A 20,623-nucleotide genomic window follows, 5' to 3' on the forward strand; every position below is an offset into this window, starting at 1 on the left:
ATGAGTCTCTCTTCTGAATCCGATATCGTCGCGTTTGGCGTCGATAGCCGTGACGTCATGGCAAACTATCGTCACATTGTGCGCCGCCGTGCCATCATGCTGCTGCTGCTGACGCTGTTGATTATTGCCTCGCTGCTGCTCGACTTCGTCATGGGGCCATCGGGTCTGTCGCTGCAGGCGCTTTGGCAAACTCTTACCGACCCGGGCAGCGCCAGCGCCGGAACGCGAGCGATCGTCTGGGATATCCGCATGCCCTATGCGCTGATGGCCGTCGTCGTCGGCCTGGCTCTCGGCCTCGCCGGAGCTGAAATGCAGACCATCCTTAACAATCCGCTGGCGAGCCCGTTTACGCTCGGCGTCTCATCGGCGGCGGCCTTCGGCGCGGCGCTGGCTATCGTGCTGGGGATGGGTATTCCCGGCATTCCCGGCCAGTGGTTTGTCTCGGCCAACGCTTTTATCTTCGCCCTGCTGGCGGCGCTGCTGCTGGACGGCATTACGCGTTGGACACAGGTCGCCACCTCCGGCGTCATTCTGTTCGGCATCGCGCTGGTGTTTACCTTCAATGCGCTGGTATCGATGCTGCAGTTTGTCGCCAACGAAGATACCCTCCAGGGGCTGGTGTTCTGGACGATGGGCAGCATTGACCGCGCTTCATGGCAAAAGGTGGGGATCCTGTTTGCGATACTGGCGGTCGTCATGCCGCTATCCATGCGCAGCGCGTGGAAGCTGACCGCGCTGCGCCTCGGCGAAGACCGGGCCGTCAGTTTCGGCATCAACGTGCGCCGCCTGCGCCTGACCACCCTGCTGCGCATCAGCGTTCTGTCGGCGATTTCGGTGGCGTTCGTTGGCCCAATCGGTTTTATCGGCCTGGTAGCGCCGCATATCGCCAGACTGGTTTTCGGCGAAGATCACCGCTTTTACCTGCCGGCCAGCGCGTTAATCGGCGCCCTCGTCCTGTCGCTGGCTTCGGTTGCGGCAAAAAACCTGATCCCCGGCGCTGTAATTCCGGTTGGCATCGTGACCTCGCTGGTGGGGGTGCCTTTTTTCCTGAGCATCATTTTGCGTCATCGGGGGCACGTATGAGCCAGGTTGTATCCGGACTGGCGCTGACCCATTTCAGCGCCGGTTATCCCAGACGCCAGGTGATCCGCGACCTGACGGTACCGAGGCTGCAGCGCGGTAAAATCACCGCGCTGCTCGGCCCCAACGGCAGCGGAAAATCCACCCTGATGCGGGCGATGGCCGGGCTGGGGCCGTCCGCGGGCGAGCTGTCGCTGGACGGTGAGAATCTGCTTGCCCTCCCCTTTGCCCGGCGAGCGGAAAAAGTGGTCTACCTGCCGCAGACGCTGCCCGCCGGCGTGCACTTGCGGGTGCTGGAGTCGATTATTGTCGCTCAACGCGCCGCCGGAGGAGCGCACAGCCCGGAGAATCAGGCGCAGGTAATGTCGCTACTGCGCCAGCTAGGCATTGAACATCTGGCGCTGAGCTACCTCGACCGGCTATCCGGCGGGCAGAAGCAGCTCGTCGGCCTGGCGCAATCGCTTATCCGCCAACCGGCTCTCCTGCTGCTGGATGAGCCCCTTAGCGCGCTGGATTTAAACTATCAATTCCACGTGATGGATCTGGTGCGCGAGGAGACGCGGAGGCGCAACATCATCACGCTGGTGGTGGTTCACGACATCAATATCGCCCTGCGCCATGCGGATCACGTGCTGATGTTAAAAGAGGGGCAACTGCAGGGGGACGGCGCGCCGGCCGAGGTGATTACCCCGCAGGCTCTGGCGGCGGTTTACGGCGTGCGCGGGCGCATCGAGCCCTGTTCTCAGGGTGTGATGCAGGTGATTATCGACGGTCTGGCGGCGGGAGCTTGAGCAGGCTCGGCGTTGAACATCAGCCCTGAGAGCCCTTCTCTGCCTGGGCTTTGCCGGAGGCAGCGCGCTGCGCCTCTCCGGCATACCGCGTTTTGCCGCCATATCACCCGTCGCCACCGGCAGCCCCTCCCGCCTGGCCGAATCATCAATCTTTTGCCAACCAGCTCACGTTTTTATGCCCTGGTTCGCACTTTTCCGCCCGTAACGTTCCCCTGATCCTGTCGCTATGCTTTAATGTGCTAAAACGGTTTAACTAAGTTTAGCTATGGAGATTTTTCAGCATGATTGCAAAAGTTTGGGTTCTGGGAGATGCGGTAGTTGACCTGCTGCCGGAGAGCGAAGGCCGCCTGCTGCGCTGCCCCGGCGGCGCGCCGGCCAACGTGGCGGTAGGTATCGCCCGTCTTGGCGGCATCAGCGGGTTTATCGGGCGCGTCGGTGACGACCCGTTTGGCCGCTTTATGCGCCACACGCTGCAGCAGGAGCTGGTCGACGTCAGCCACATGCGCCTCGACGGCGAGCACCGAACCTCCACCGTCGTGGTCGACCTTGACGATCAGGGCGAACGCACCTTTACCTTTATGGTGCGCCCAAGCGCGGATCTGTTCCTGGCGAAAGAAGACCTGCCGCAGTTTACCGCCAACCAGTGGCTGCACGTCTGCTCTATCGCGCTTAGCGCCGAGCCCAGCCGCAGCACCACCTTCGCGGCTATGGAGAAAATCAAGCTAGCTGGCGGCCGGGTTAGCTTTGACCCCAATATCCGCCCGGACCTCTGGCAGGATCAGGAGCTGCTGCACGCCTGCCTCGATCGCGCCCTGCGCATGGCCAACGTGGTGAAGCTGTCGGAAGAGGAACTGGTATTCATCAGCGGAAGTGATGATTTAGCGCAAGGCATCGCCAGCATCACCGCGCGCTACCAGCCTGAATTGCTGCTGGTCACCCAGGGCAAAGCGGGCGTGCTTGCCGCTTTCCAGCAGCAGTTTACCCATTTCAGCGCCAAGCCCGTGGTCAGCGTGGACACCACCGGCGCGGGCGACGCTTTTGTCGCCGGACTGCTCGCAAGCCTTGCCGCCAAAGGGATGCCGACGGATATCGAAGGGCTGGAACCCACCCTGACGCTGGCGCAAACCTGCGGCGCTCTGGCGACAACGGCGAAAGGCGCGATGACCGCTCTGCCATACCAGCGCGACCTTAATCGCCAGTTTTGATTGTTCAGGCCGTCGTGCGCGGCCCACTTTGTTGCATCCATCACAATTATTAAACCGGTTTAGCAAAATCCATTTCAAAATGTTAAGGCTCATGCTTAACATAGCGCCTAAACCGGTTTAGCAAAAAACAACATTTTCAAATTTTACTTTCGGGATGCAACCAGCATGTATAAAAAAAGCACACTCGCGGTCCTTATCGCTTTGCTAACCGGCGCCGCCTCAGCCCACGCGCAAACGGACCTCAGCAGTATAGAAGCCCGCCTGGTCGCGCTGGAAAAACGCCTGCAGGAGGCGGAAAACAGAGCGCAAACCGCGGAAAACCGCGCCGAGTCGGCGGAGAAAAAAGTCCAGCAGCTGACCACCCAGCAGCAAAAAAATCAGGACACGACGCAGGAAGTGGTTCAACGTACCGCCAAACTTGAGAAAAAAGCCGATGAGAAAAGCGGCTTTGAGTTTCACGGCTACGCCCGCTCCGGCGTGATAATGAATGATTCCGCCGCCAGCACCAAATCCGGCGCCTATATGACGCCAGCGGGGGAAACCGGCGGGGCTATCGGCCGTCTGGGAAACCAGGCCGATACCTATGTTGAAATGAATCTTGAACATAAGCAGACCCTGGATAATGGCGCGACGACCCGCTTCAAAGTGATGGTCGCCGACGGACAAACCAATTATAACGACTGGACGGCGAGCACCAGTGATTTGAACGTTCGCCAGGCTTTCGTCGAACTGGGCAACCTGCCTGCCTTCGAAGGGCCGTTTAAAGGATCCACCCTGTGGGCCGGGAAACGCTTCGATCGCGACAACTTTGATATTCACTGGATTGACTCTGACGTTGTGTTCCTCGCCGGTACCGGGGGCGGTATTTACGACGTCAGGTGGAACGATAGCATTCGCAGTAACTTCTCTCTCTACGGACGCAACTTCGGCGATATTGCTGATTCGAGCAACAGCGTGCAGAACTATATCGTCAGCATGAACAACTTTATCGGTCCGGTGCAGGTGATGGTCAGCGGGATGCGGGCAAAAGACAACGATGAACGTCAGGATACCAACGGTAATCCGGTCAAAGGCGATGCGGCAAATACCGGGACCCATGCGCTGCTCGGGTTGCATAACGACAGTTTTTACGGCCTGCGTGAAGGCACCAGCAAAACCGCCCTGCTCTACGGTCACGGCCTGGGCGCGGAAGTTAAAGGCATCGGCTCTGACGGCGCGTTACGCTCGGGAGCCAACACCTGGCGCTTCGCCAGCTACGGCACCACGCCGCTCAGCAAAAACTGGTTTATCGCCCCGGCTATCCTGGCGCAAAGCAGTAAAGATCGTTATGCCGAGGGCGACAGCTATCAGTGGGCAACGCTCAACATGCGTCTAATCCAGGAGATCAACCAGAACTTCGCTCTCGCTTACGAAGGCAGCTACCAGTATATGGATCTTAAACCTGAAGGTTATAACGATCGCCATGCGGTGAACGGTAGCTTCTACAAGCTCACCTTCGCCCCGACCTTTAAGGTCGGCAGTATCGGTGATTTCTTCAGCCGTCCTGAAATCCGCCTTTATACCTCGTGGATGGACTGGAGCAAAAAACTGAATAATTACGCCAGTGACGACGCGCTGGGCAGCAGTGGTTTTAAATCGGGCGGCGAATGGTCGTTCGGTATGCAGATGGAAACCTGGTTCTGACGGGTAACGTCTGACGACAGGAACATCCGGGGCGGCTACGCGCGCGTTGTCGCCCCGGACAGGATAACGACGCAGAAACTGCGCCCCCGTGAACACGGGACGACAACACGAAAATTTTACGCATTCAGAGGGTACTATGGATTTTGAACAGATTTCCCGCTCGCTGCTTCCGCTTCTGGGAGGCAAGGAAAATATCGCCAGCGCCGCGCACTGCGCCACGCGTCTGCGGCTGGTGCTGGTCGATGATTCGCTGGCCGACCAGCAGGCCATCGGCAAAATTGAAGGGGTTAAGGGCTGTTTCCGTAACGCCGGGCAGATGCAGATTATTTTCGGCACCGGGGTGGTGAACAAAGTCTACGCCGCCTTTATTCAGGCGGCAGGAATTAGCGAATCGAGCAAGTCGGAAGCCGCCGACATCGCGGCGAAAAAGCTTAACCCTTTCCAGCGTATCGCGCGCCTGCTGTCGAACATCTTCGTGCCGATTATCCCGGCAATCGTCGCCTCCGGCCTGCTGATGGGCCTGCTGGGAATGGTCAAAACCTACGGCTGGGTTGACCCGAGCAACGCCCTCTACATCATGCTGGATATGTGCAGCTCGGCGGCGTTTATCATTCTGCCGATCCTGATTGGCTTTACCGCGGCCCGCGAATTCGGCGGTAACCCCTACCTCGGCGCGACGCTCGGCGGCATTCTGACCCACCCGGCGCTAACTAACGCCTGGGGCGTGGCCGCCGGTTTCCATACCATGAACTTCTTCGGCCTCGAGATCGCCATGATCGGCTATCAGGGGACGGTGTTCCCGGTGCTGCTGGCGGTATGGTTTATGAGTATCGTTGAGAAGCAGCTGCGTCGCGCGATCCCCGATGCGCTGGACCTGATCCTGACGCCATTCCTGACGGTGATTATTTCCGGTTTTATCGCCCTACTGATTATCGGCCCGGCCGGTCGCGCGCTCGGCGACGGCATCTCGTTTGTCCTGAGTACCCTGATTAGCCATGCCGGCTGGCTGGCCGGACTGCTGTTTGGCGGTCTCTATTCGGTTATCGTCATTACCGGTATTCACCACAGCTTCCACGCCATCGAAGCCGGCCTGCTGGGCAACCCGTCCATCGGGGTCAACTTCCTGCTGCCGATCTGGTCCATGGCCAACGTCGCCCAGGGCGGCGCCTGCCTGGCGGTATGGTTTAAAACCAAAGACGTCAAAATCAAAGCCATTGCGCTGCCCTCGGCGTTTTCCGCTATGCTGGGCATCACCGAGGCGGCGATTTTTGGTATCAACTTACGTTTCATGAAGCCGTTTATCGCGGCGCTGATCGGCGGCGCGGCGGGCGGCGCGTGGGTCGTGTCCGTGCACGTCTATATGAGCGCAGTCGGCCTGACGGCGATTCCCGGCATGGCCATCGTGCAGGCCAGCTCGCTGCTGAACTACATTATCGGCATGGTCATCGCCTTTGGCGTCGCTTTCGTCGTCTCTCTGCTGCTGAAATACAAAACGGACGCTGAATAATGTCACTTCCATCACGTCTGCCTGCGATTTTGCAGGCCGTTATGCAGGGCCAGCCGCGCGCGCTGGCCGATAGCCATTATCCCCGCTGGCACCATGCGCCAGTCACCGGGCTGATGAACGACCCCAACGGGTTTGTCGAGTTTGCCGGGCGCTATCACCTGTTCTACCAGTGGAACCCGCTCGCCTGCGATCATAAGTTCAAATGCTGGGCGCACTGGAGTTCAGCGGATCTGCTGCACTGGCGGCATGAGCCTATTGCGCTGATGCCGGATGAAGAGTACGACCGCAACGGCTGCTACTCCGGCAGCGCGGTGGATAACAACGGTACGCTCACCCTGTGCTACACCGGCAACGTGAAGTTCAATGATGGCGGCCGAACCGCGTGGCAGTGCCTGGCGACGGAAAACGCCGACGGTACCTTCACTAAGCTCGGTCCGGTCCTGCCGCTGCCGGAGGGCTATACCGGCCACGTCCGCGACCCGAAAGTCTGGCGGCATCAAGACCGCTGGTACATGGTGCTGGGGGCGCAGGATCGGCAAAAGCGCGGTAAGGTGCTGCTGCTCAGCTCCCCGGGCCTTCATCAGTGGCGCAGCGAGGGCGAAATCGCCGGCGACGGCATTAACGGCCTGAGCGACGCGGGCTATATGTGGGAGTGTCCGGATCTGTTTCCGCTCGGCGACCAGCATATTCTGATCTGCTGCCCGCAGGGGATAGCCCGTGAAGAAGAGCGTTTCCTCAATACCTATCCGGCGGTATGGATGAGCGGCGATGTCGACTACGAACGCGCTGCGTTCAAACACGGCGAGCTGCACGAGCTGGACGCCGGATTTGAGTTTTATGCCCCGCAAACTACGCACACCCGCGATGGCCGCCGCCTGCTGGTCGGCTGGATGGGCGTCCCGGACGGCGAAGAGATGCTTCAGCCAACGCTCGCTCATGGCTGGATCCATCAGATGACCTGCCTGCGCGAGCTGGAGTTTATCGACGGTCAGCTCTACCAGCGTCCGCTGCGCGAGCTGACCGCCCTGCGCGGGGAAGCGCACGGCTGGTCGGGGAACGCCCTACCGCTGGCGCCGATGGAAATCAATCTGCAAACCGCCGTCGACGACGCGCTAAGCCTTGATTTCGGCGGCGCGTTAACCCTTGAGCGCAACGCCAGCGGTATCCGTCTGGCGCGACGCAGCCTCGCCAGCGACGAGATGCACTATCGCTACTGGCGCGGCGAGGTCCGCACGCTGCGGATTTTCATCGATCGGTCGAGCGTGGAAATTTTCATTAACGACGGCGAAAGCGTAATGAGCAGCCGCTGCTTCCCGGATTATCCGTCGCAGCTGATTTTCTCCGGCAGCGCGCCGGATGCATTCTGCTACTGGCCGCTGCGAACATGCATGATAGAATAAGCGTTTTGCTTTCAGGCTCATGGCGTCGTAATGAAAACCAAACGCGTAACCATTAAAGATATCGCCGAACTGGCGGGCGTTTCCAAAGCGACCGCTAGCCTGGTGCTCAACGGGCGTGGCAAAGAGCTGCGCGTAGCGCAGGAGACGCGCGAGCGCGTGCTGGCGATTGCCCGCGAGCAGCACTATCAGCCGAGCATTCACGCCCGCTCGCTGCGCGATAACCGCAGCCACACCATCGGCCTGGTGGTGCCGGAGATCACCAACTACGGCTTTGCGGTCTTTTCCCATGAGCTGGAGATGCTGTGCCGCGAAGCGGGCGTCCAGCTGCTGATCTCCTGTACCGACGAAAACCCCGGTCAGGAGAGCATGGTGGTCAATAACATGATTGCCCGCCAGGTCGACGGGCTGATCGTCGCCTCCTGTATGCACAGCGATGCCGACTACCTGAAGCTCAGCGAACAGCTGCCGGTGGTGCTGTTTGACCGCTGCCCTAATGAAAGCGCCCTGCCGCTGGTGATGACCGATTCAATTACCCCGACGGCGGAGCTGATTTCCCGCATCGCGCCTCAGCATCGCGATGAGTTCTGGTTTTTAGGCGGGCAGCCGCGTCTGTCGCCCTCCCGAGATCGTCTGGCCGGGTTTACGCAGGGTCTGGACCAGGCGGGTATTGAATTGCGCCCGGAGTGGGTGATCAACGGCAACTACCATCCCAGCTCCGGCTATGAGATGTTCGCCGCCCTCTGTGCGCGTCTGGGTCGGCCGCCAAAGGCGCTGTTTACCGCCGCCTGCGGTCTACTGGAAGGGGTGCTGCGCTATATGAGCCAGCACCATTTGCTGGATTCAGACATCCACCTGGCAAGTTTTGACGATCACTATCTCTACGATTCGCTATCGCTGCGTATTGATACCGTCCAGCAGGACAACCGCCAGCTGGCCTGGCACTGCTACGATTTAATCAGCCAGCTGATTGACGGCAATACGCCCGAGCCGCTACAGCGCTACCTGCCGGCGACGCTGCAGTTTCGGCATCGGTGATTCACGCATCCAGGCCCGCGATCCGCACCAGATGAACGGTGAGCCACAGCAGCTCGTTGCCGCCGAGGGTGATATCGAGCTGGGCTTTGACGTAATCGCGGATCAGCAGCGCGCAGCGGTACGCCTCCGGATACGCCTTAATCACCTGCACCAGCAGAAAACTGTCCCGCGCGCCGTCCAGCTCTCCCTCTTGTAAACGCTGGAGGAAAAACTGCATATGGACCAGAAAACGCGAGTAGTTAATCGAGTCGGTATCTATCTGCTGTTTAAAGTGATACTGCACGAGATTAAAAATATCCTTCAGCATCTTCACCGACTGCATGGTCTGCGCCACGTCGTCGCCCTCGCTCTGGCCGTTTACCAGATGAAAGGCGATATTCCCGGCTTCCTCCTCCGGCAGTTCAATCCCGTACTGCTGGCGAATAATCGTCACCGCCTCGCTGGCGACGCGGAACTGCTGCGGATAAAAACGCCTGACTTCCGGCAGCAGGCGATTTTGAATGGCGATCCCTTTGCGGCTGCGCTCGATGGCAAAGGTCAAGTGGTCGGCGAGGGTAAAGAAAATCTGCTCGCGAACCTTGCTGGCAAGCTGCATATTGGCGCGGGAAATAATCATCGCCGCCATTTCGATCACCTCGTCCGGAATGGCGGAGAGCGCTTCAAGATAGCCGCTGCGGGCGCCGAGCGCCTGAGTCACGAACAGCTTCTCAATCTTCTCCGGGGCGATCTCATCCCCGGGTCTGCTGTTGAAGCCAATGCCTTTCCCCATGACGATAACCTCCCTGCTATCGTCATCCATAGAGAGCACCAGGCTATTATTGAGCACCTTCTGAACAATCATCTCTGCGACTCGTCGTGGTTGCCGTTTTGCGCGATGACATCCTTATACCACCAGAAGCTGCGTTTGCGGATCCTTTGCAGGCTCTTCAGGTCATCCTCGCCGCGATCGACATAAATAAAACCGTAGCGCTTGGCGTATCCCTGATGGGTGCTGACCACGTCAATCGCCGCCCACGGGCAGTAGCCCATCAGCTCGACGCCGTCGGCTATCGCCAGACGCATTTGCTCGATATGCGCCTGTAAGAAGGCGATGCGATAGTCGTCATTTACCGTCCCGTCATGCTCCAGCTTATCCGGCGCGCCCATGCCGTTTTCGCTAATCAGAATCGGCAGGCCGTAGCGTTCGCACACTTTACGCAGCGTCAGGCGCAGCCCCACCGGATCAACCACCCAGCCGTAGGGGGTTTTGCCAACCCACGGGTTTTCCGCCGGACGATAAACCCCCTCTTCGCCCAGCATAATTTGCTGGTCCCCGGCGCGGGGCGCAACGTCGCCGCCATCGCCCCGGCTGGCGGCAATGGTGGCGGTGGAGTAATAGTTAATGGCGATAAAATCCGGCCGTCCCTGCTGCAAAATCAACGCATCTTCTGGCTGCATTTCCGGCGCAAGACCGCGGTCCAGTAAATACGCCCACGCTAAGGCGTTGTAGCGGCCATGTACCGCCACATCCAAAAAGCTCCAACAGCGCAGCGTCTCCCAGTTATGCGCGGCGATGGCGTCCTCCGGTTTGCAGCTTTCGGCGTACATCGACGTAGTGTTTATCGCCGGGCCGATGCGCAGCCCGGGGAATTCGCGGTGGCACAGGGCGAAGATCTGCGCCTGGGCCAGCATCATATGGTGATTCTGCTGGTACAGGGCTTTCTTGTCCGGCAGTTCGCGATCGGCGGGCACGCCAATCGCGCCGGGATGCAGGATCATGGTGTTCTGTTCGTTAATGGTCAGCCAGAGCGCAACTTTATCGGCAAACTCGCTGAACAGCAGCCGGGCATAGCGCACGAACGCCTCCCCGGTTTTGCGGTTCAGCCAGCCGCCTTTTCGCTCCAGCGCCCATGGCAGGTCGAAGTGGTACAGCGTGACGATGGGGGTGATGCCATGGCGCGTTAGGGCGTCGATCAGGCGGTGATAAAAGGCCAGCCCGGCCGGATTCGCCGCGCCGTCGCCGTCAGGTATCACCCGCGACCAGGCCACCGAAAAGCGGTAAGCCTTCAGCCCCATCTGCGCCATCAGCGCGACGTCTTCCTCCACCCGATGATAGTGGTCGCTGGCGATACGGAAGTCCGCCGTTCCCGGCGGATGGCTGAGCATATCGACCACCGAGGGGCCTTTACCCTCTTCATTCCACGCGCCCTCGACCTGATAGGCCGAGGTGGACGCGCCCCACAGAAAACCGTCCGGGAACTGCGCTTTCTTTTGATAAATCATACCTGCGCCTCCTTAGCGGATTGCACCATCAATTGCTCGCCGTAATCGACCTGTGCGGCGGCGGTCAGGCGCAGCGAGTGCTGCTCGTCACCGTTGACCACAATCACCGGCGTAATCAGGTCATACCCGGCCTGCTCGATGGCGGGAATATCAAAGCGGATCAGCGCCTGTCCGGCTTCCACCTTATCGCCCACCTTCAGCGTAGAGCTAAAGTGCTGGCCGTTAAGATTAACGGTGTCGATACCGATATGGATCAGCAGCTCAAGACCGCTGTCGCTCTGCAGGCCAACGGCGTGGCAGGAGGGCAGGAACATCATCACCGTGCCGCTAAACGGCGCGCGCAGTACCCCTTCCTCGGGACGAATCGCCAACCCCTCGCCCAGCAGACCGCCGGAAAAGACGTCATCGTTCACTTCGCTGAGCGCCGCCACCTTGCCGCGCAGCGGGCTGAATACTTCCGTCTCCCCTTCGCTTTTCGGGCTCACCGCAGGCTGCGGCGCCTCGCTGACCTCTTCTTGATCCTCAGGCGTATCTTTAAAGGCGATAAACCAGGTCAGGGTAAAGGTCACCACGATGGAGATCGCGCAGGTCACCAGCGCATGGACGATGTTCATTGGGTTTTCGCCGATAAACGCCGGCAGCGCCGCGAGGCCTGGCGAGACAAACGCGTAGCGCACCAGCCCGCTCACTCCGGCGTAGACCCCGGCGCAGCCGCCGCCGATCATCGCGGCAATCAGCACGCGGCGGAACTTGAGCAGCACCCCGTACAGCGCCGGTTCGGTGATCCCCAGCAGCGCGGTAAAGCCCGATGAAGAGGCCAGCTGGCGCAGGTTGCTATTTTTGGTTTTCAGCGCCACGCACAGCGTCGCCGCCCCCATCGCCACGTTGGACGCCAGCATCCCCGGTCCGTTAATCATCTCGTAACCGCTTTTACTCAGCTGGCCGGTGGCGATCGGCGTCATCGCCCAGGCGGTACCAGTAATGATCAGGAAGGGCTGCAGGGTGCCCATCAGCATCGGGATCAACCAGCTGGCGTGGCGGTCGATAGCGCCCGCTCCGGCGGCGACCAGATCGTTAAGCAAAATGCCCGCCGGGCCGACCACCACCAGCGCCAGCGGCGCGGTAATCAGCAGGATCAGCATCGGCTTAACGAAAAACTTGATAATCGATGGCGACACTTTTTCGGCAAAGCGCTCCACCCACGACATCAGCCACACGGTCAGAATAATCGGCAGCACCGAACCGGCGTAATCGGACAGCAGGACGTTGATGCCAACAAAATCGACCGCTTTACCGGCCGCCAGCATCTGGCCAATGCCCGGATGCAGCAGCACGCCCGCGAGGGTCATCGCCAGAATGGGGTTGCATTCAAACTTCAGCGACGCCCCGTAGGCCAGCAGCACCGGCAGGAAGAAGAAGGCCGCATCAGCAATAATATTCAGCAGCTGATACGTCGAGCTGGTTTCGCTAATCACCCCCGTGAGCTTGAGAATAGCCAACAGCGCTTTAATCATCCCCGCGCCGGTAATCGCCGGGATCACCGGGGTAAAGGTGGTCGAAATAACGCTGATAATCCGTGCGACGATGCCGACCGGCTTCGCATTTTTATCGCCGCCTGCCGGGCCTTTTTTCTCCGGCAGCGCCTTATTGAGCCGCCGATAAACCTGCTGCACCTCGTTGCCGATCACAATCTGGAACTGGCCGCCCTTCTCCACCACGCTGATTACGCCGGGGAGGGTGCCAATCTGCGCATCGTTTACCTTTGCGCGGTCGTTGAACTCCATGCGCAGCCGGGTCGCGCAATGGGTGAGCATGCGGATATTTTCCGCACCGCCCACCGCGTGGAGGATTTTGTCTGCTGTTTCGTTATAGTTCATAGTGTTCCCTGGTGTTGGGGCAAAAAAAAAGACCAAAACAGAGACGCTCCCCTTGGCGGGAGAGCATTTCTATTTTGGTCTTGCCTGCTTTCGCAGTAGCACGCCATCATAAAAATGGGTTATTTCGGCGGATTATCTAAGCGCCCCTGCGTAATGACAATGGCGACCGAACAAAAGTGTGAGCTGGCTTAAGTAAATTCTTAACTAAATATCAACCGAGGGCCTGCTGGCGTAGCCAACTCTGCAATAGTTTACCGTTGGGGGTCATCTCGCTATCCTGACGTACGCAGAGATAATAATCCCGGCCATCATCAATTGCCGCATCAAAGATTTTCACCAGCTCGCCGCTCTTCAGATAGGGAGCGATCAGCGGCTCGCGCATGAGCGCACAGCCCAGCCCGGCCTGTACGCCCGCCAGGGTTAGCAGGCCGTCCTCAAACAGCGGCCCGGTCGAGCGCGGCGGGCGCTTCACTCCCTGCTGCACAAACCACTGATTCCAGGTCGTGCGCTCCTCGTCGTGCAGCAGCGGCATCTGCAACAGCTGTTCCGGGGTATCAATATGCCCATGGAGGCGGAGAAAAGCCTGACTGCATACCGGCACCATTCTGCCGGAGATCAGCTTTTCACTTTGATAGCCCACCCAGTGACCGTTGCCAAAGCGGATCGACATATCGGAAGCGTCGCTAAGATAGTTGCGGTGGTTAGCGTAAACCACGTTGATTTCGGTATGCGGGTTCGCGTGCACGAACGACGGCAGGCGGGGAATAAACCAGCCCATGCCAAACAGCGGGATCAGGCTGATCGTCACCTGCTGGGTTTGCACCTGCTCGACGAGATGCTCGGTGGCCTGACGCAGTACGTTAAACGCCGCGCGGATCGAGCGGTAATACTCCCGCCCCTGCTGGCTGAGAGTCAGCCGTCGCCCCTGCCGTTCGGTGAGCGGGATCTGCAAATAGCCCTCCAGCACCTTGAGCTGATGGCTAACCGCCGAGGGCGATATCGCCAGCTCCTGCGCCGCCAGGGTCACGCTGCCGAGGCGTGCGATCGCCTCGAAGGCGCGCACTGCCCGCAGCGGCGGATCGTTGGCCAACGTACTCTCCGACCAGCTAACCGGCCCCGCTGATTGTTCTGTTTTTTTCATATGTTGATTTTCTTAGCGCATTTCGCTATCCGATGAACTATTAAATTATATTTGAAATCATAAAGATATCTAACAACATATTTATAATAAGAAAGAATATATGCGTATTTTACAATTTAATTCATTTGTTGGATGGTAGCGATTATTTGAGCATCTTGTCGGAACAATCAGTTGGACACACTCATACAACAAATCATCAACGGGGTCATGCTCGGTAGCATCTACGCCCTGATCGCGCTCGGCTATACCATGGTGTACGGCATCTTGCGCATTATTAACTTTGCCCACGGCGACATTCTGATGGTCGGCGCGTTGACCACCCTTTCCGGGATGCACGCCCTGAACGCGCATTTCCCCACTCTGCCGCCGCTGGCGCAGCTCGGGCTGGCGCTGCTGCTGGCCATGACGGTCTGCGCCCTGCTGGCGATGGCGGTCGAACGCTTTGCCTACCGCCGCCTGCGCAACGCCCCGCGCCTGGCGCCGCTGATCTCCGGGATCGGCGTCTCGGTGCTGCTGCAAACCGTAGCGATGATCGTCTGGTCGCGCAATCCGCTGATGTTCCCGCAGATCCTGCCGATGGACCCGATCGCCGTGACCCACGGCAGCGCAGCGCATCCTCCGGCTCTCGTTACCGTCACCGGTATCGTCACCGTCGCGCTGGCCCTCACGGTGATGCTTGGCCTGTGGCTGCTGGTGGAATACACCCGCTTAGGCCGCGGTATGCGCGCGGTAGCGGAAAATCCACGCATCGCTACGCTAATGGGCGTTAACCCTAACACGATTATCGCCCTCACTTTCGCCATCGGCGGCGTATTCGCCGCGCTGGCTGGTGTGATGATGGCCAGCAACTACGGCAGCGCTGGTTTCTCCATGGGCTTTCTACCCGGCATTAAAGCCTTTACCGCCGCGGTACTCGGCGGCATCGGCAATATTCGCGGCGCGATGATCGGCGGCCTGCTGCTGGGCCTTATCGAATCCCTTGGGGCGGGCTATCTCGGCGACCTGACCCACGGCGTCTTCGGCAGCAACTACCAGGATATTTTCGCCTTTATGGTGCTGATCCTGGTGCTGGTCTTCCGCCCGGCCGGTTTGCTCGGCGAACGCGTCGCGCACCGGGCTTAGGAGAAAAATCATGACAACGGCACAACTCGATACGCCTGCCGTCTCCCGCCGCTTCTGGTCCGGGATGACCCTGTTCGTCTGCGCGCTGCTGGTGGCGCCGATGGTCGCCAGCCAGCTCGGCGGTAACTACTGGGTGCGAGTCATCGACTTCGCCCTGCTCTACGTTATGCTGGCGCTGGGGCTAAATATTGTGGTCGGCTATACCGGCCTGCTGGATATGGGCTTTATCGCCTTTTACGCCGTGGGCGCGTATCTGGCGGCACTGCTGGCCTCACCGCATCTGCTGGACGTCTTCCCGATGTTGAATAGTTGGTTTCCGGACGGCCTGCACACCTCCTGGCTGGTGATTATTCCGCTGGCCGCGCTGGTGGCGGCAGGCTGCGGTATCGTGCTGGGCGCGCCGACGCTGAAGCTGCGCGGCGACTATCTGGCCATCGTCACCCTCGGGTTCGGCGAGATTATCCGCATCCTGATGCGCAACCTCGACCGTCCGGTCAACATCACCAACGGCGCAAAAGGCCTCTCCGGGGTCGATTCGCTGAATCTGTTCGGCCTCAAGTTTAGCGGCGTTTATCACTGGTTTGGCTTTAAAGTCCCGGCGCTGTGGCTGTGGTACTACCTGCTGATGCTGGTGATTGTGGCAATTATTTTCGTCTGCCTGCGGCTGCAGCATTCGCGCATCGGCCGGGCCTGGCACGCGATCCGCGAGGATGAAGACGTCGCCCGCGCGATGGGCATTAACCTGCGTAACTACAAATTGCTGGCTTTCGCTATCGGCGCCTCATTCGGCGGCGTGGCGGGCGCGCTGTTCGGCGCATTTCAGGGCTTTGTTTCGCCGGAATCCTTTACCCTGCAGGAGTCGATTGCGGTCCTGGCGATGGTAGTGCTGGGCGGCATGGGGCATATCCCCGGCGTGATCCTCGGCGCGGTGCTGCTGACCGCGCTGCCGGAGCTGCTGCGCAGCCAGGCGGCGCCGGTACAGCAGGCGCTGTTTGGCGAAGTGCTGATTGACCCGGAAGTATTGCGCCAGCTGTTCTACGGCATGGCGCTGGTGCTGGTCATGCTGCTGCGCCCTCAGGGCATCTGGCCCGCGCGACATCAAGGAGCGAAAGCATGAGCCTGTTAAGCGTACGCCATATGACGAAGCGTTTCGGTGGTCTGACGGCGGTCGACAACGTATCGCTGAGCATTAATCAGGGTGAAATCTACGGCCTGATCGGCCCCAACGGCGCAGGGAAAACCACCTGCTTTAACCTGATTACCGGGCTTTACCCGGCGGACAGCGGCGAGTTCGCTATCGGCGGAGAAGCCTATTTTCCGAACAATATTGAGAAAGTGACCGCCGCGGGCATCGCCCGCACCTTCCAGAACGTGCGGCTGTTTAACAACATGTCGGTACTGGAGAACGTTATGGTGGGCCGCCACGTACGCACCCGCAACGGCCTGTGGGCCGCGCTCTCCCGTCATAAACGGGCCCGGGCCGAGGAGACGCAAACCCGCGAGCTGGCCTGGCACCTGCTGGACTATACCGGCGTCGCGCAGTTCGCCCACTATCGCGCCTGCGACCTCGCCTATGGTCACCAGCGGCGGCTGGAGATTGCCCGCGCGCTGGCCACCGAACCACGCCTGCTGGCGCTGGATGAACCGGCGGCCGGAATGAACGCCGCCGAGAAGATGGCCCTTGGCGAACTGCTGCTGCGCATTCGCGACGACGGCAAAACGCTGTTGATGATTGAGCATGACGTCAAGCTGGTAATGGGGATCTGCGATCGCCTGATGGTGCTGGATTATGGCAAAACGTTAACCAGCGGCACGCCGGATAGCGTACGCCGCGATCCGGCGGTGATCGCCGCCTGGCTGGGAGGCAGTGCCCATGTCTGATTTATTAACCGTCAACCAGCTTAGCGTTCATTACGGCGGCATCCAGGCGGTGCGCGACGTCTCTTTCAGCGTGAAAGAGGGTGAGCAGGCCACGCTTATCGGCGCCAACGGGGCGGGCAAAAGCTCAACCGTCCGCGCCATTACCGGGCTGGAACCCTTTAGCGGCGACATTCTGTTTAACGGCAAGCCGATACGCAAACGTCGGGCCGAATCCCTGCTGCGTGAAGGGCTGGTGATGGTGCCGGAAGGTCGTGGAATCTTCGCACGCATGACGGTGCTGGAAAACCTGCAAATGGGCGCGTGGCTGCGTCGCGACGGGGCGGCGGTCAAACAGGAGATGCGCGCCATTTTCGAAAACTTTCCGCGTCTTGGCGAACGTCAGCATCAGCTGGCGGGGCTGCTCTCCGGCGGCGAACAGCAGCTGCTGGCGCTTAACCGCGCCCTGCTCAGCCAGCCGCGTCTGCTGATCCTCGACGAACCGTCGATGGGCCTGGCGCCGCTGATGGTCGAGAACATTTTTCGCGTCATCGCCACCCTGCGCCAGCGCGGCGTCGCGCTGCTGCTGATTGAGCAGAACGCACGCCTGGCTCTTGAGGCTACCGACAGCGCCTGGGTGATGGACAGCGGCAACATCGTCGAGCGCGGTCCGTCGCAGACGCTGCTGGCCGATGACCGTATTGCACAGATTTATTTGGGCGAAATGCCCGTTTAACAAACAACCAGCATCAGGGAAAAACAATGAAAACAGTAAAAATCAGTGCGCTCAGCGCCGCTATTCTGCTCAGTGGTTTTGCCTCATCCGCCGCGTGGTCCGCGGCCAGCGAAACCGTCATTATCGGCCTGGCAGGCCCGCTCACCGGCCCTTCCGCGCGTATCGGCAAGGATCTGGAAAACGGCGCGCAGCTGGCGATTGACGATATCAACAAGCAGCATCCGACCATCGGCGGCAAGGCGGTAACCTTCAAGCTGCAGTCGGAAGACGATCAGTCCGACCCACGCACCGCCGTTGCCGTCGCCCAGCGTCTGGTGGACAGCGGCGTCGCGGGCGTCGTCGGTCACTGGAACACCGGCACCAGCATTCCCGCTGCGCGGGTTTATCATGATGCGGGCATCGCCCAGGTCGCGCCGGTCGCCACCGGGCACGCCTACACCAAACAGGGCTTCGACACCAGCTTCCGCGTGATGGGCCACGACGATGACGGCGGACAGTTTGCCGGACAGTACGCGGTACAAACCCTGAAGGCCAAACGCATCGCGGTTATCGATGACCGTACCGCCTTCGGCCAGGGGCTGGCGGATGAATTTATTAAGTCGCTGGAAGCGCAGGGAATCAACATCGTCGACCGCCAGTACGTCGATGACAAAACCGTCGACTTCAGCGCCGTGCTGACCGCGATCCGCAGCAAAAACGCCGACCTGATTTTCTTTGGCGGCGTCGATAGTCAGGCCGCCCCGCTGGCGCGCCGCATCAAACAGCTGGGCATGAACGCCACCCTGATGGGCGCAGGCGGCTTCGTTAGCCAGACCTTCCTCCAGCTGGCGCAAAAAGAGGGCGACGGCGTGGTGGCGCTGGAGCCGGGACTGCCGGTTGAGCAGATGCCGGGCGGTAAAGCCTTCGAGCAGGCTTATCAGTCGCGCTATCACACCCATATCGAGCTGCATGCGCCGTTCGCCTATGACGCCACCCGCGTGCTGGTCGCGGCGATGGAAAAAGCCGACTCCGTCGATCCCGCCGACTATCTGCCCGCCCTGCGCGTCATTAATTACGCTGGCGTGACCGGACAAATCGCCTTTGATAAAGAGGGCAACCTGAAATCGCCAACCTTTACCGTTTATAAAGTCGTCGACGGCAAATGGCAGCCGCAAACCGTACTCGGCGGCGCAACAACGAAGTAACGCAGTGAGGCAATGTGATGAGTGATAATAACGAGCTGGGCATTCTCGCCCGCCGCAAAATTGAAGCAGAAATAATCAAGCCGATTTACGCCATCCTGGTGCGCGAGATAGGTAAGGCTCGCGCCCAGGCGGTCATCGGCGAAGCCATTGAAAACGCCGCCATTGAGGCGGGAAAAGCGTTTGCCCGCCAGGAGCCTGACGGCGCGGATATTCGCAGCTTTGTCGCGCTGCAGTATCTGTGGGAGAAAGATAACGCCCTGGAGGTCACGGTGCTGGACGCCGACGACCAGCAGTATAACTACAACGTGAACCGCTGCCGCTACGCCGAGATGTACCACGAAATGGGCCTCGGCGAGATTGGCCACCTGCTCTCCTGCGCCCGCGACGATAAATTTATCGTCGGCTATGCGCCGGACGTGGAGCTGACCCGCACCACCACCATCATGCAGGGCGGTAAGTGCTGCGACTTCCGCTATCGCGTGCAAAAGGACAAGTCATGATAACCGTCAACGGCGCACGTCTGTGGTCGACGCTCAACGAGATGGCGCTGCTCGGCGCCACGCCCGCGGGCGGCGTGACCCGGCTGGCGCTCAGCGAAGAGGATCGTCAGGCGCGCGACCTGCTGCGCCAGTGGGCGCGGGAAGCCGGCTTTCCCTGCGAAGTCGACAGCATGGGCAATATGTTTATTCGCCGCGCCGGTAAAAATTCGCATTTAGCCCCGGTGCTGACCGGTTCCCACGTCGACTCCCAGCCGCTCGGCGGCCGCTATGACGGCATTTACGGCGTCCTCGCCGGTCTGGAGGCGCTGCGCACGCTAAACGATCTCGGCATTGAGACCGAACGCGATATCGTGCTGGTGAACTGGACCAACGAAGAGGGCGCGCGCTTTGCCCCGGCGATGCTGGCATCGGGCGTATGGGCCGGGCAGTTTAGCGAAGATTTCGCCCTCGCCCGTGTAGACCGCGACGGCATCAGCGTTGGCGCGGCGCTGGAAGCTATCGGCTATCGCGGGGAATGTCCGGCCGCCGCCTTCCCGCTCCACGCCTGCTACGAAGTACATATCGAACAGGGGCCGATTCTGGAAGAAGAAGGCGTTAATATCGGCCTTGTTCACGCGGCCATGGGCCAGCGCTGGTTCAATATCACCCTCGAGGGCTTTTCCGCCCACGCCGGCACCACCCCGATGGGCAGCCGCCGCGACGCGCTGACCGCCTTCGCCGAGCTGGCGCTGGCGGTGGAGCAAATCGGTATCGCCCACCATCCCGACGGGCGCGCGACTATCGGCATGGCGCAGGTCATACCGGGCTCGCGCAACGTGGTGCCGGGAGGCGTGGCGTGCAGCGTCGAGTTTCGTCATCCGCAAACCCCGGCGTTGGAAGCGATGGAGCTCTCGCTGCATCGCGCCGCAGAAGCGCTGGCGGCGCGCGGCGTGACGGCAAACATCGAGCGTATTTTTGATTACGCGCCCATTGCCTTTGATGCCGGATGCCTGGCGCGCAGCCAGCGGGCGGCGGAAGCGTTGGGCTACAGCGCCCGAACCATCGTTTCCGGCGCCGGGCATGATACCTGCTATATCAGCAAGGTCGCGCCCGCCAGCATGATTTTCATTCCCTGCGAGAAGGGGATTAGCCATAACGAAGCGGAGAACATTCTGCCGGAATGGGCGGAGAAAGGGGCGAACGTGCTGCTCAACAGTTTACGTCTTGCCGCGGATGAGCCCGCTTGCGGCGCGGCGTAAACGCG

18 protein-coding genes are annotated in these 20,623 nt (G+C 60.2%); 14 read left to right on the top strand and 4 right to left on the bottom strand.

The genetic code is table 11. The annotated features are described in order from the left end of the window. The 7 genes from EGY08_RS07735 to EGY08_RS07765 all read left to right on the top strand — a co-directional run bounded on the left by EGY08_RS07735 (position 1) and on the right by EGY08_RS07765 (position 8,701). A complete protein-coding gene (locus EGY08_RS07735) occupies positions 1 to 1,083 on the top strand; it encodes a FecCD family ABC transporter permease (RefSeq protein ID WP_004130153.1) in 1,083 nt (360 codons plus the stop codon). Continuing rightward, entirely contained in the window at positions 1,080 to 1,871 is a 792-nt protein-coding gene (locus EGY08_RS07740) for an ABC transporter ATP-binding protein (RefSeq protein ID WP_004130152.1), read from the top strand. The genes EGY08_RS07735 and EGY08_RS07740 overlap by 4 nt, the downstream gene beginning before the upstream one ends. Positions 1,872 to 2,152: 281 nt before the next feature. Beyond that, positions 2,153 to 3,076: an aminoimidazole riboside kinase gene (locus EGY08_RS07745; RefSeq protein WP_049115002.1), complete on the top strand. Its 924-nt coding sequence runs from the start codon at positions 2,153 to 2,155 to the stop codon at positions 3,074 to 3,076. A 165-nt stretch (positions 3,077 to 3,241) separates the two neighbouring features. Further along, on the top strand, positions 3,242 to 4,759 hold the full coding sequence (locus EGY08_RS07750; protein ID WP_004130150.1) for a carbohydrate porin: 1,518 nt from the start codon (positions 3,242 to 3,244) through the stop codon (positions 4,757 to 4,759). Positions 4,760 to 4,895: 136 nt separating this feature from the next. After that, positions 4,896 to 6,266: a sucrose-specific PTS transporter subunit IIBC gene (locus EGY08_RS07755; RefSeq protein ID WP_004130149.1), complete on the top strand. Its 1,371-nt coding sequence runs from the start codon at positions 4,896 to 4,898 to the stop codon at positions 6,264 to 6,266. Beyond that, positions 6,266 to 7,666 (top strand): sucrose-6-phosphate hydrolase, encoded by a 1,401-nt coding sequence (locus tag EGY08_RS07760; RefSeq protein ID WP_123828371.1) that lies wholly within the window; start codon positions 6,266 to 6,268, stop codon positions 7,664 to 7,666. The genes EGY08_RS07755 and EGY08_RS07760 overlap by 1 nt, the downstream gene beginning before the upstream one ends. Before the next feature lie 30 nt (positions 7,667 to 7,696). After that, positions 7,697 to 8,701: a LacI family DNA-binding transcriptional regulator gene (locus EGY08_RS07765; RefSeq protein ID WP_049112201.1), complete on the top strand. Its 1,005-nt coding sequence runs from the start codon at positions 7,697 to 7,699 to the stop codon at positions 8,699 to 8,701. Between the two features lies 1 nt (position 8,702). On the opposite strand, the gene licT is transcribed toward EGY08_RS07765, so the two are convergent. From licT to EGY08_RS07785, 4 genes are all read right to left on the bottom strand, one after another. Then, entirely contained in the window at positions 8,703 to 9,542 is an 840-nt protein-coding gene (gene licT / locus EGY08_RS07770) for a BglG family transcription antiterminator LicT (RefSeq protein ID WP_004130146.1), read from the bottom strand. Continuing rightward, positions 9,539 to 10,963, bottom strand: coding sequence for a glycoside hydrolase family 1 protein (locus tag EGY08_RS07775; RefSeq protein ID WP_004130145.1), 1,425 nt, complete (start codon positions 10,961 to 10,963; stop codon positions 9,539 to 9,541). Before EGY08_RS07775 ends, licT begins: the two co-directional genes overlap by 4 nt. Next, positions 10,960 to 12,840 (bottom strand): beta-glucoside-specific PTS transporter subunit IIABC, encoded by a 1,881-nt coding sequence (locus EGY08_RS07780; RefSeq protein WP_123828372.1) that lies wholly within the window; start codon positions 12,838 to 12,840, stop codon positions 10,960 to 10,962. The genes EGY08_RS07775 and EGY08_RS07780 overlap by 4 nt, the downstream gene beginning before the upstream one ends. A gap of 211 nt (positions 12,841 to 13,051) precedes the next feature. Next, positions 13,052 to 13,981, bottom strand: a complete 930-nt coding sequence (locus tag EGY08_RS07785) for a LysR substrate-binding domain-containing protein (protein WP_032742070.1) — start codon at positions 13,979 to 13,981, stop codon at positions 13,052 to 13,054. 207 nt (positions 13,982 to 14,188) lie between these two features. On the opposite strand from EGY08_RS07785, the gene EGY08_RS07790 reads away from it, so the two are divergent. Genes EGY08_RS07790 through EGY08_RS07820 form a run of 7 tightly spaced genes read left to right on the top strand, consistent with a single transcriptional unit; the run spans position 14,189 to position 20,618 of the window. Further along, entirely contained in the window at positions 14,189 to 15,103 is a 915-nt protein-coding gene (locus tag EGY08_RS07790; protein WP_227507310.1) for a branched-chain amino acid ABC transporter permease, read from the top strand. A gap of 10 nt (positions 15,104 to 15,113) precedes the next feature. After that, complete coding sequence (locus EGY08_RS07795; protein WP_049113815.1) at positions 15,114 to 16,220, top strand: branched-chain amino acid ABC transporter permease; 1,107 nt, start codon at positions 15,114 to 15,116, stop codon at positions 16,218 to 16,220. Beyond that, the gene (locus EGY08_RS07800; protein WP_049113817.1) at positions 16,217 to 16,984 is read left to right on the top strand and encodes an ABC transporter ATP-binding protein; all 768 of its coding nucleotides are present in this window, start codon (positions 16,217 to 16,219) and stop codon (positions 16,982 to 16,984) included. Before EGY08_RS07795 ends, EGY08_RS07800 begins: the two co-directional genes overlap by 4 nt. Next, positions 16,977 to 17,696 carry an ABC transporter ATP-binding protein gene (locus EGY08_RS07805; RefSeq protein ID WP_123828373.1) on the top strand — a complete coding sequence of 240 codons (720 nt, stop codon included), beginning with the start codon at positions 16,977 to 16,979 and terminating at the stop codon, positions 17,694 to 17,696. Before EGY08_RS07800 ends, EGY08_RS07805 begins: the two co-directional genes overlap by 8 nt. 26 nt (positions 17,697 to 17,722) lie before the next feature. Next, positions 17,723 to 18,880 carry a branched-chain amino acid ABC transporter substrate-binding protein gene (locus EGY08_RS07810; RefSeq protein ID WP_049113820.1) on the top strand — a complete coding sequence of 386 codons (1,158 nt, stop codon included), beginning with the start codon at positions 17,723 to 17,725 and terminating at the stop codon, positions 18,878 to 18,880. A 17-nt stretch (positions 18,881 to 18,897) separates the two neighbouring features. Then, positions 18,898 to 19,380: an L-2-amino-thiazoline-4-carboxylic acid hydrolase gene (locus EGY08_RS07815; RefSeq protein ID WP_004130135.1), complete on the top strand. Its 483-nt coding sequence runs from the start codon at positions 18,898 to 18,900 to the stop codon at positions 19,378 to 19,380. Then, positions 19,377 to 20,618: a Zn-dependent hydrolase gene (locus EGY08_RS07820; protein ID WP_123828374.1), complete on the top strand. Its 1,242-nt coding sequence runs from the start codon at positions 19,377 to 19,379 to the stop codon at positions 20,616 to 20,618. Before EGY08_RS07815 ends, EGY08_RS07820 begins: the two co-directional genes overlap by 4 nt. Positions 20,619 to 20,623: the final 5 nt, after the last annotated feature.

The sequence above is a fragment of the Klebsiella sp. FDAARGOS_511 genome (assembly GCF_003812845.1).
GTDB lineage: Bacteria > Pseudomonadota > Gammaproteobacteria > Enterobacterales > Enterobacteriaceae > Klebsiella > Klebsiella grimontii.

Excerpts from the sequence above, each read along its gene's own strand:
- EGY08_RS07735 (WP_004130153.1), top strand. The coding sequence starts at position 1 with ATGAGTCTCTCTTCTGAATCCGATATCGTCGCGTTTGGCGTCGATAGC.
- EGY08_RS07740 (WP_004130152.1), top strand. The coding sequence starts at position 1,080 with ATGAGCCAGGTTGTATCCGGACTGGCGCTGACCCATTTCAGCGCCGGT.
- EGY08_RS07745 (WP_049115002.1), top strand. The coding sequence starts at position 2,153 with ATGATTGCAAAAGTTTGGGTTCTGGGAGATGCGGTAGTTGACCTGCTG.
- EGY08_RS07750 (WP_004130150.1), top strand. The coding sequence starts at position 3,242 with ATGTATAAAAAAAGCACACTCGCGGTCCTTATCGCTTTGCTAACCGGC.
- EGY08_RS07755 (WP_004130149.1), top strand. The coding sequence starts at position 4,896 with ATGGATTTTGAACAGATTTCCCGCTCGCTGCTTCCGCTTCTGGGAGGC.
- EGY08_RS07760 (WP_123828371.1), top strand. The coding sequence starts at position 6,266 with ATGTCACTTCCATCACGTCTGCCTGCGATTTTGCAGGCCGTTATGCAG.
- EGY08_RS07765 (WP_049112201.1), top strand. The coding sequence starts at position 7,697 with ATGAAAACCAAACGCGTAACCATTAAAGATATCGCCGAACTGGCGGGC.
- licT (WP_004130146.1), bottom strand. The coding sequence starts at position 9,542 with ATGATTGTTCAGAAGGTGCTCAATAATAGCCTGGTGCTCTCTATGGAT.
- EGY08_RS07775 (WP_004130145.1), bottom strand. The coding sequence starts at position 10,963 with ATGATTTATCAAAAGAAAGCGCAGTTCCCGGACGGTTTTCTGTGGGGC.
- EGY08_RS07780 (WP_123828372.1), bottom strand. The coding sequence starts at position 12,840 with ATGAACTATAACGAAACAGCAGACAAAATCCTCCACGCGGTGGGCGGT.
- EGY08_RS07785 (WP_032742070.1), bottom strand. The coding sequence starts at position 13,981 with ATGAAAAAAACAGAACAATCAGCGGGGCCGGTTAGCTGGTCGGAGAGT.
- EGY08_RS07790 (WP_227507310.1), top strand. The coding sequence starts at position 14,189 with ATGCTCGGTAGCATCTACGCCCTGATCGCGCTCGGCTATACCATGGTG.
- EGY08_RS07795 (WP_049113815.1), top strand. The coding sequence starts at position 15,114 with ATGACAACGGCACAACTCGATACGCCTGCCGTCTCCCGCCGCTTCTGG.
- EGY08_RS07800 (WP_049113817.1), top strand. The coding sequence starts at position 16,217 with ATGAGCCTGTTAAGCGTACGCCATATGACGAAGCGTTTCGGTGGTCTG.
- EGY08_RS07805 (WP_123828373.1), top strand. The coding sequence starts at position 16,977 with ATGTCTGATTTATTAACCGTCAACCAGCTTAGCGTTCATTACGGCGGC.
- EGY08_RS07810 (WP_049113820.1), top strand. The coding sequence starts at position 17,723 with ATGAAAACAGTAAAAATCAGTGCGCTCAGCGCCGCTATTCTGCTCAGT.
- EGY08_RS07815 (WP_004130135.1), top strand. The coding sequence starts at position 18,898 with ATGAGTGATAATAACGAGCTGGGCATTCTCGCCCGCCGCAAAATTGAA.
- EGY08_RS07820 (WP_123828374.1), top strand. The coding sequence starts at position 19,377 with ATGATAACCGTCAACGGCGCACGTCTGTGGTCGACGCTCAACGAGATG.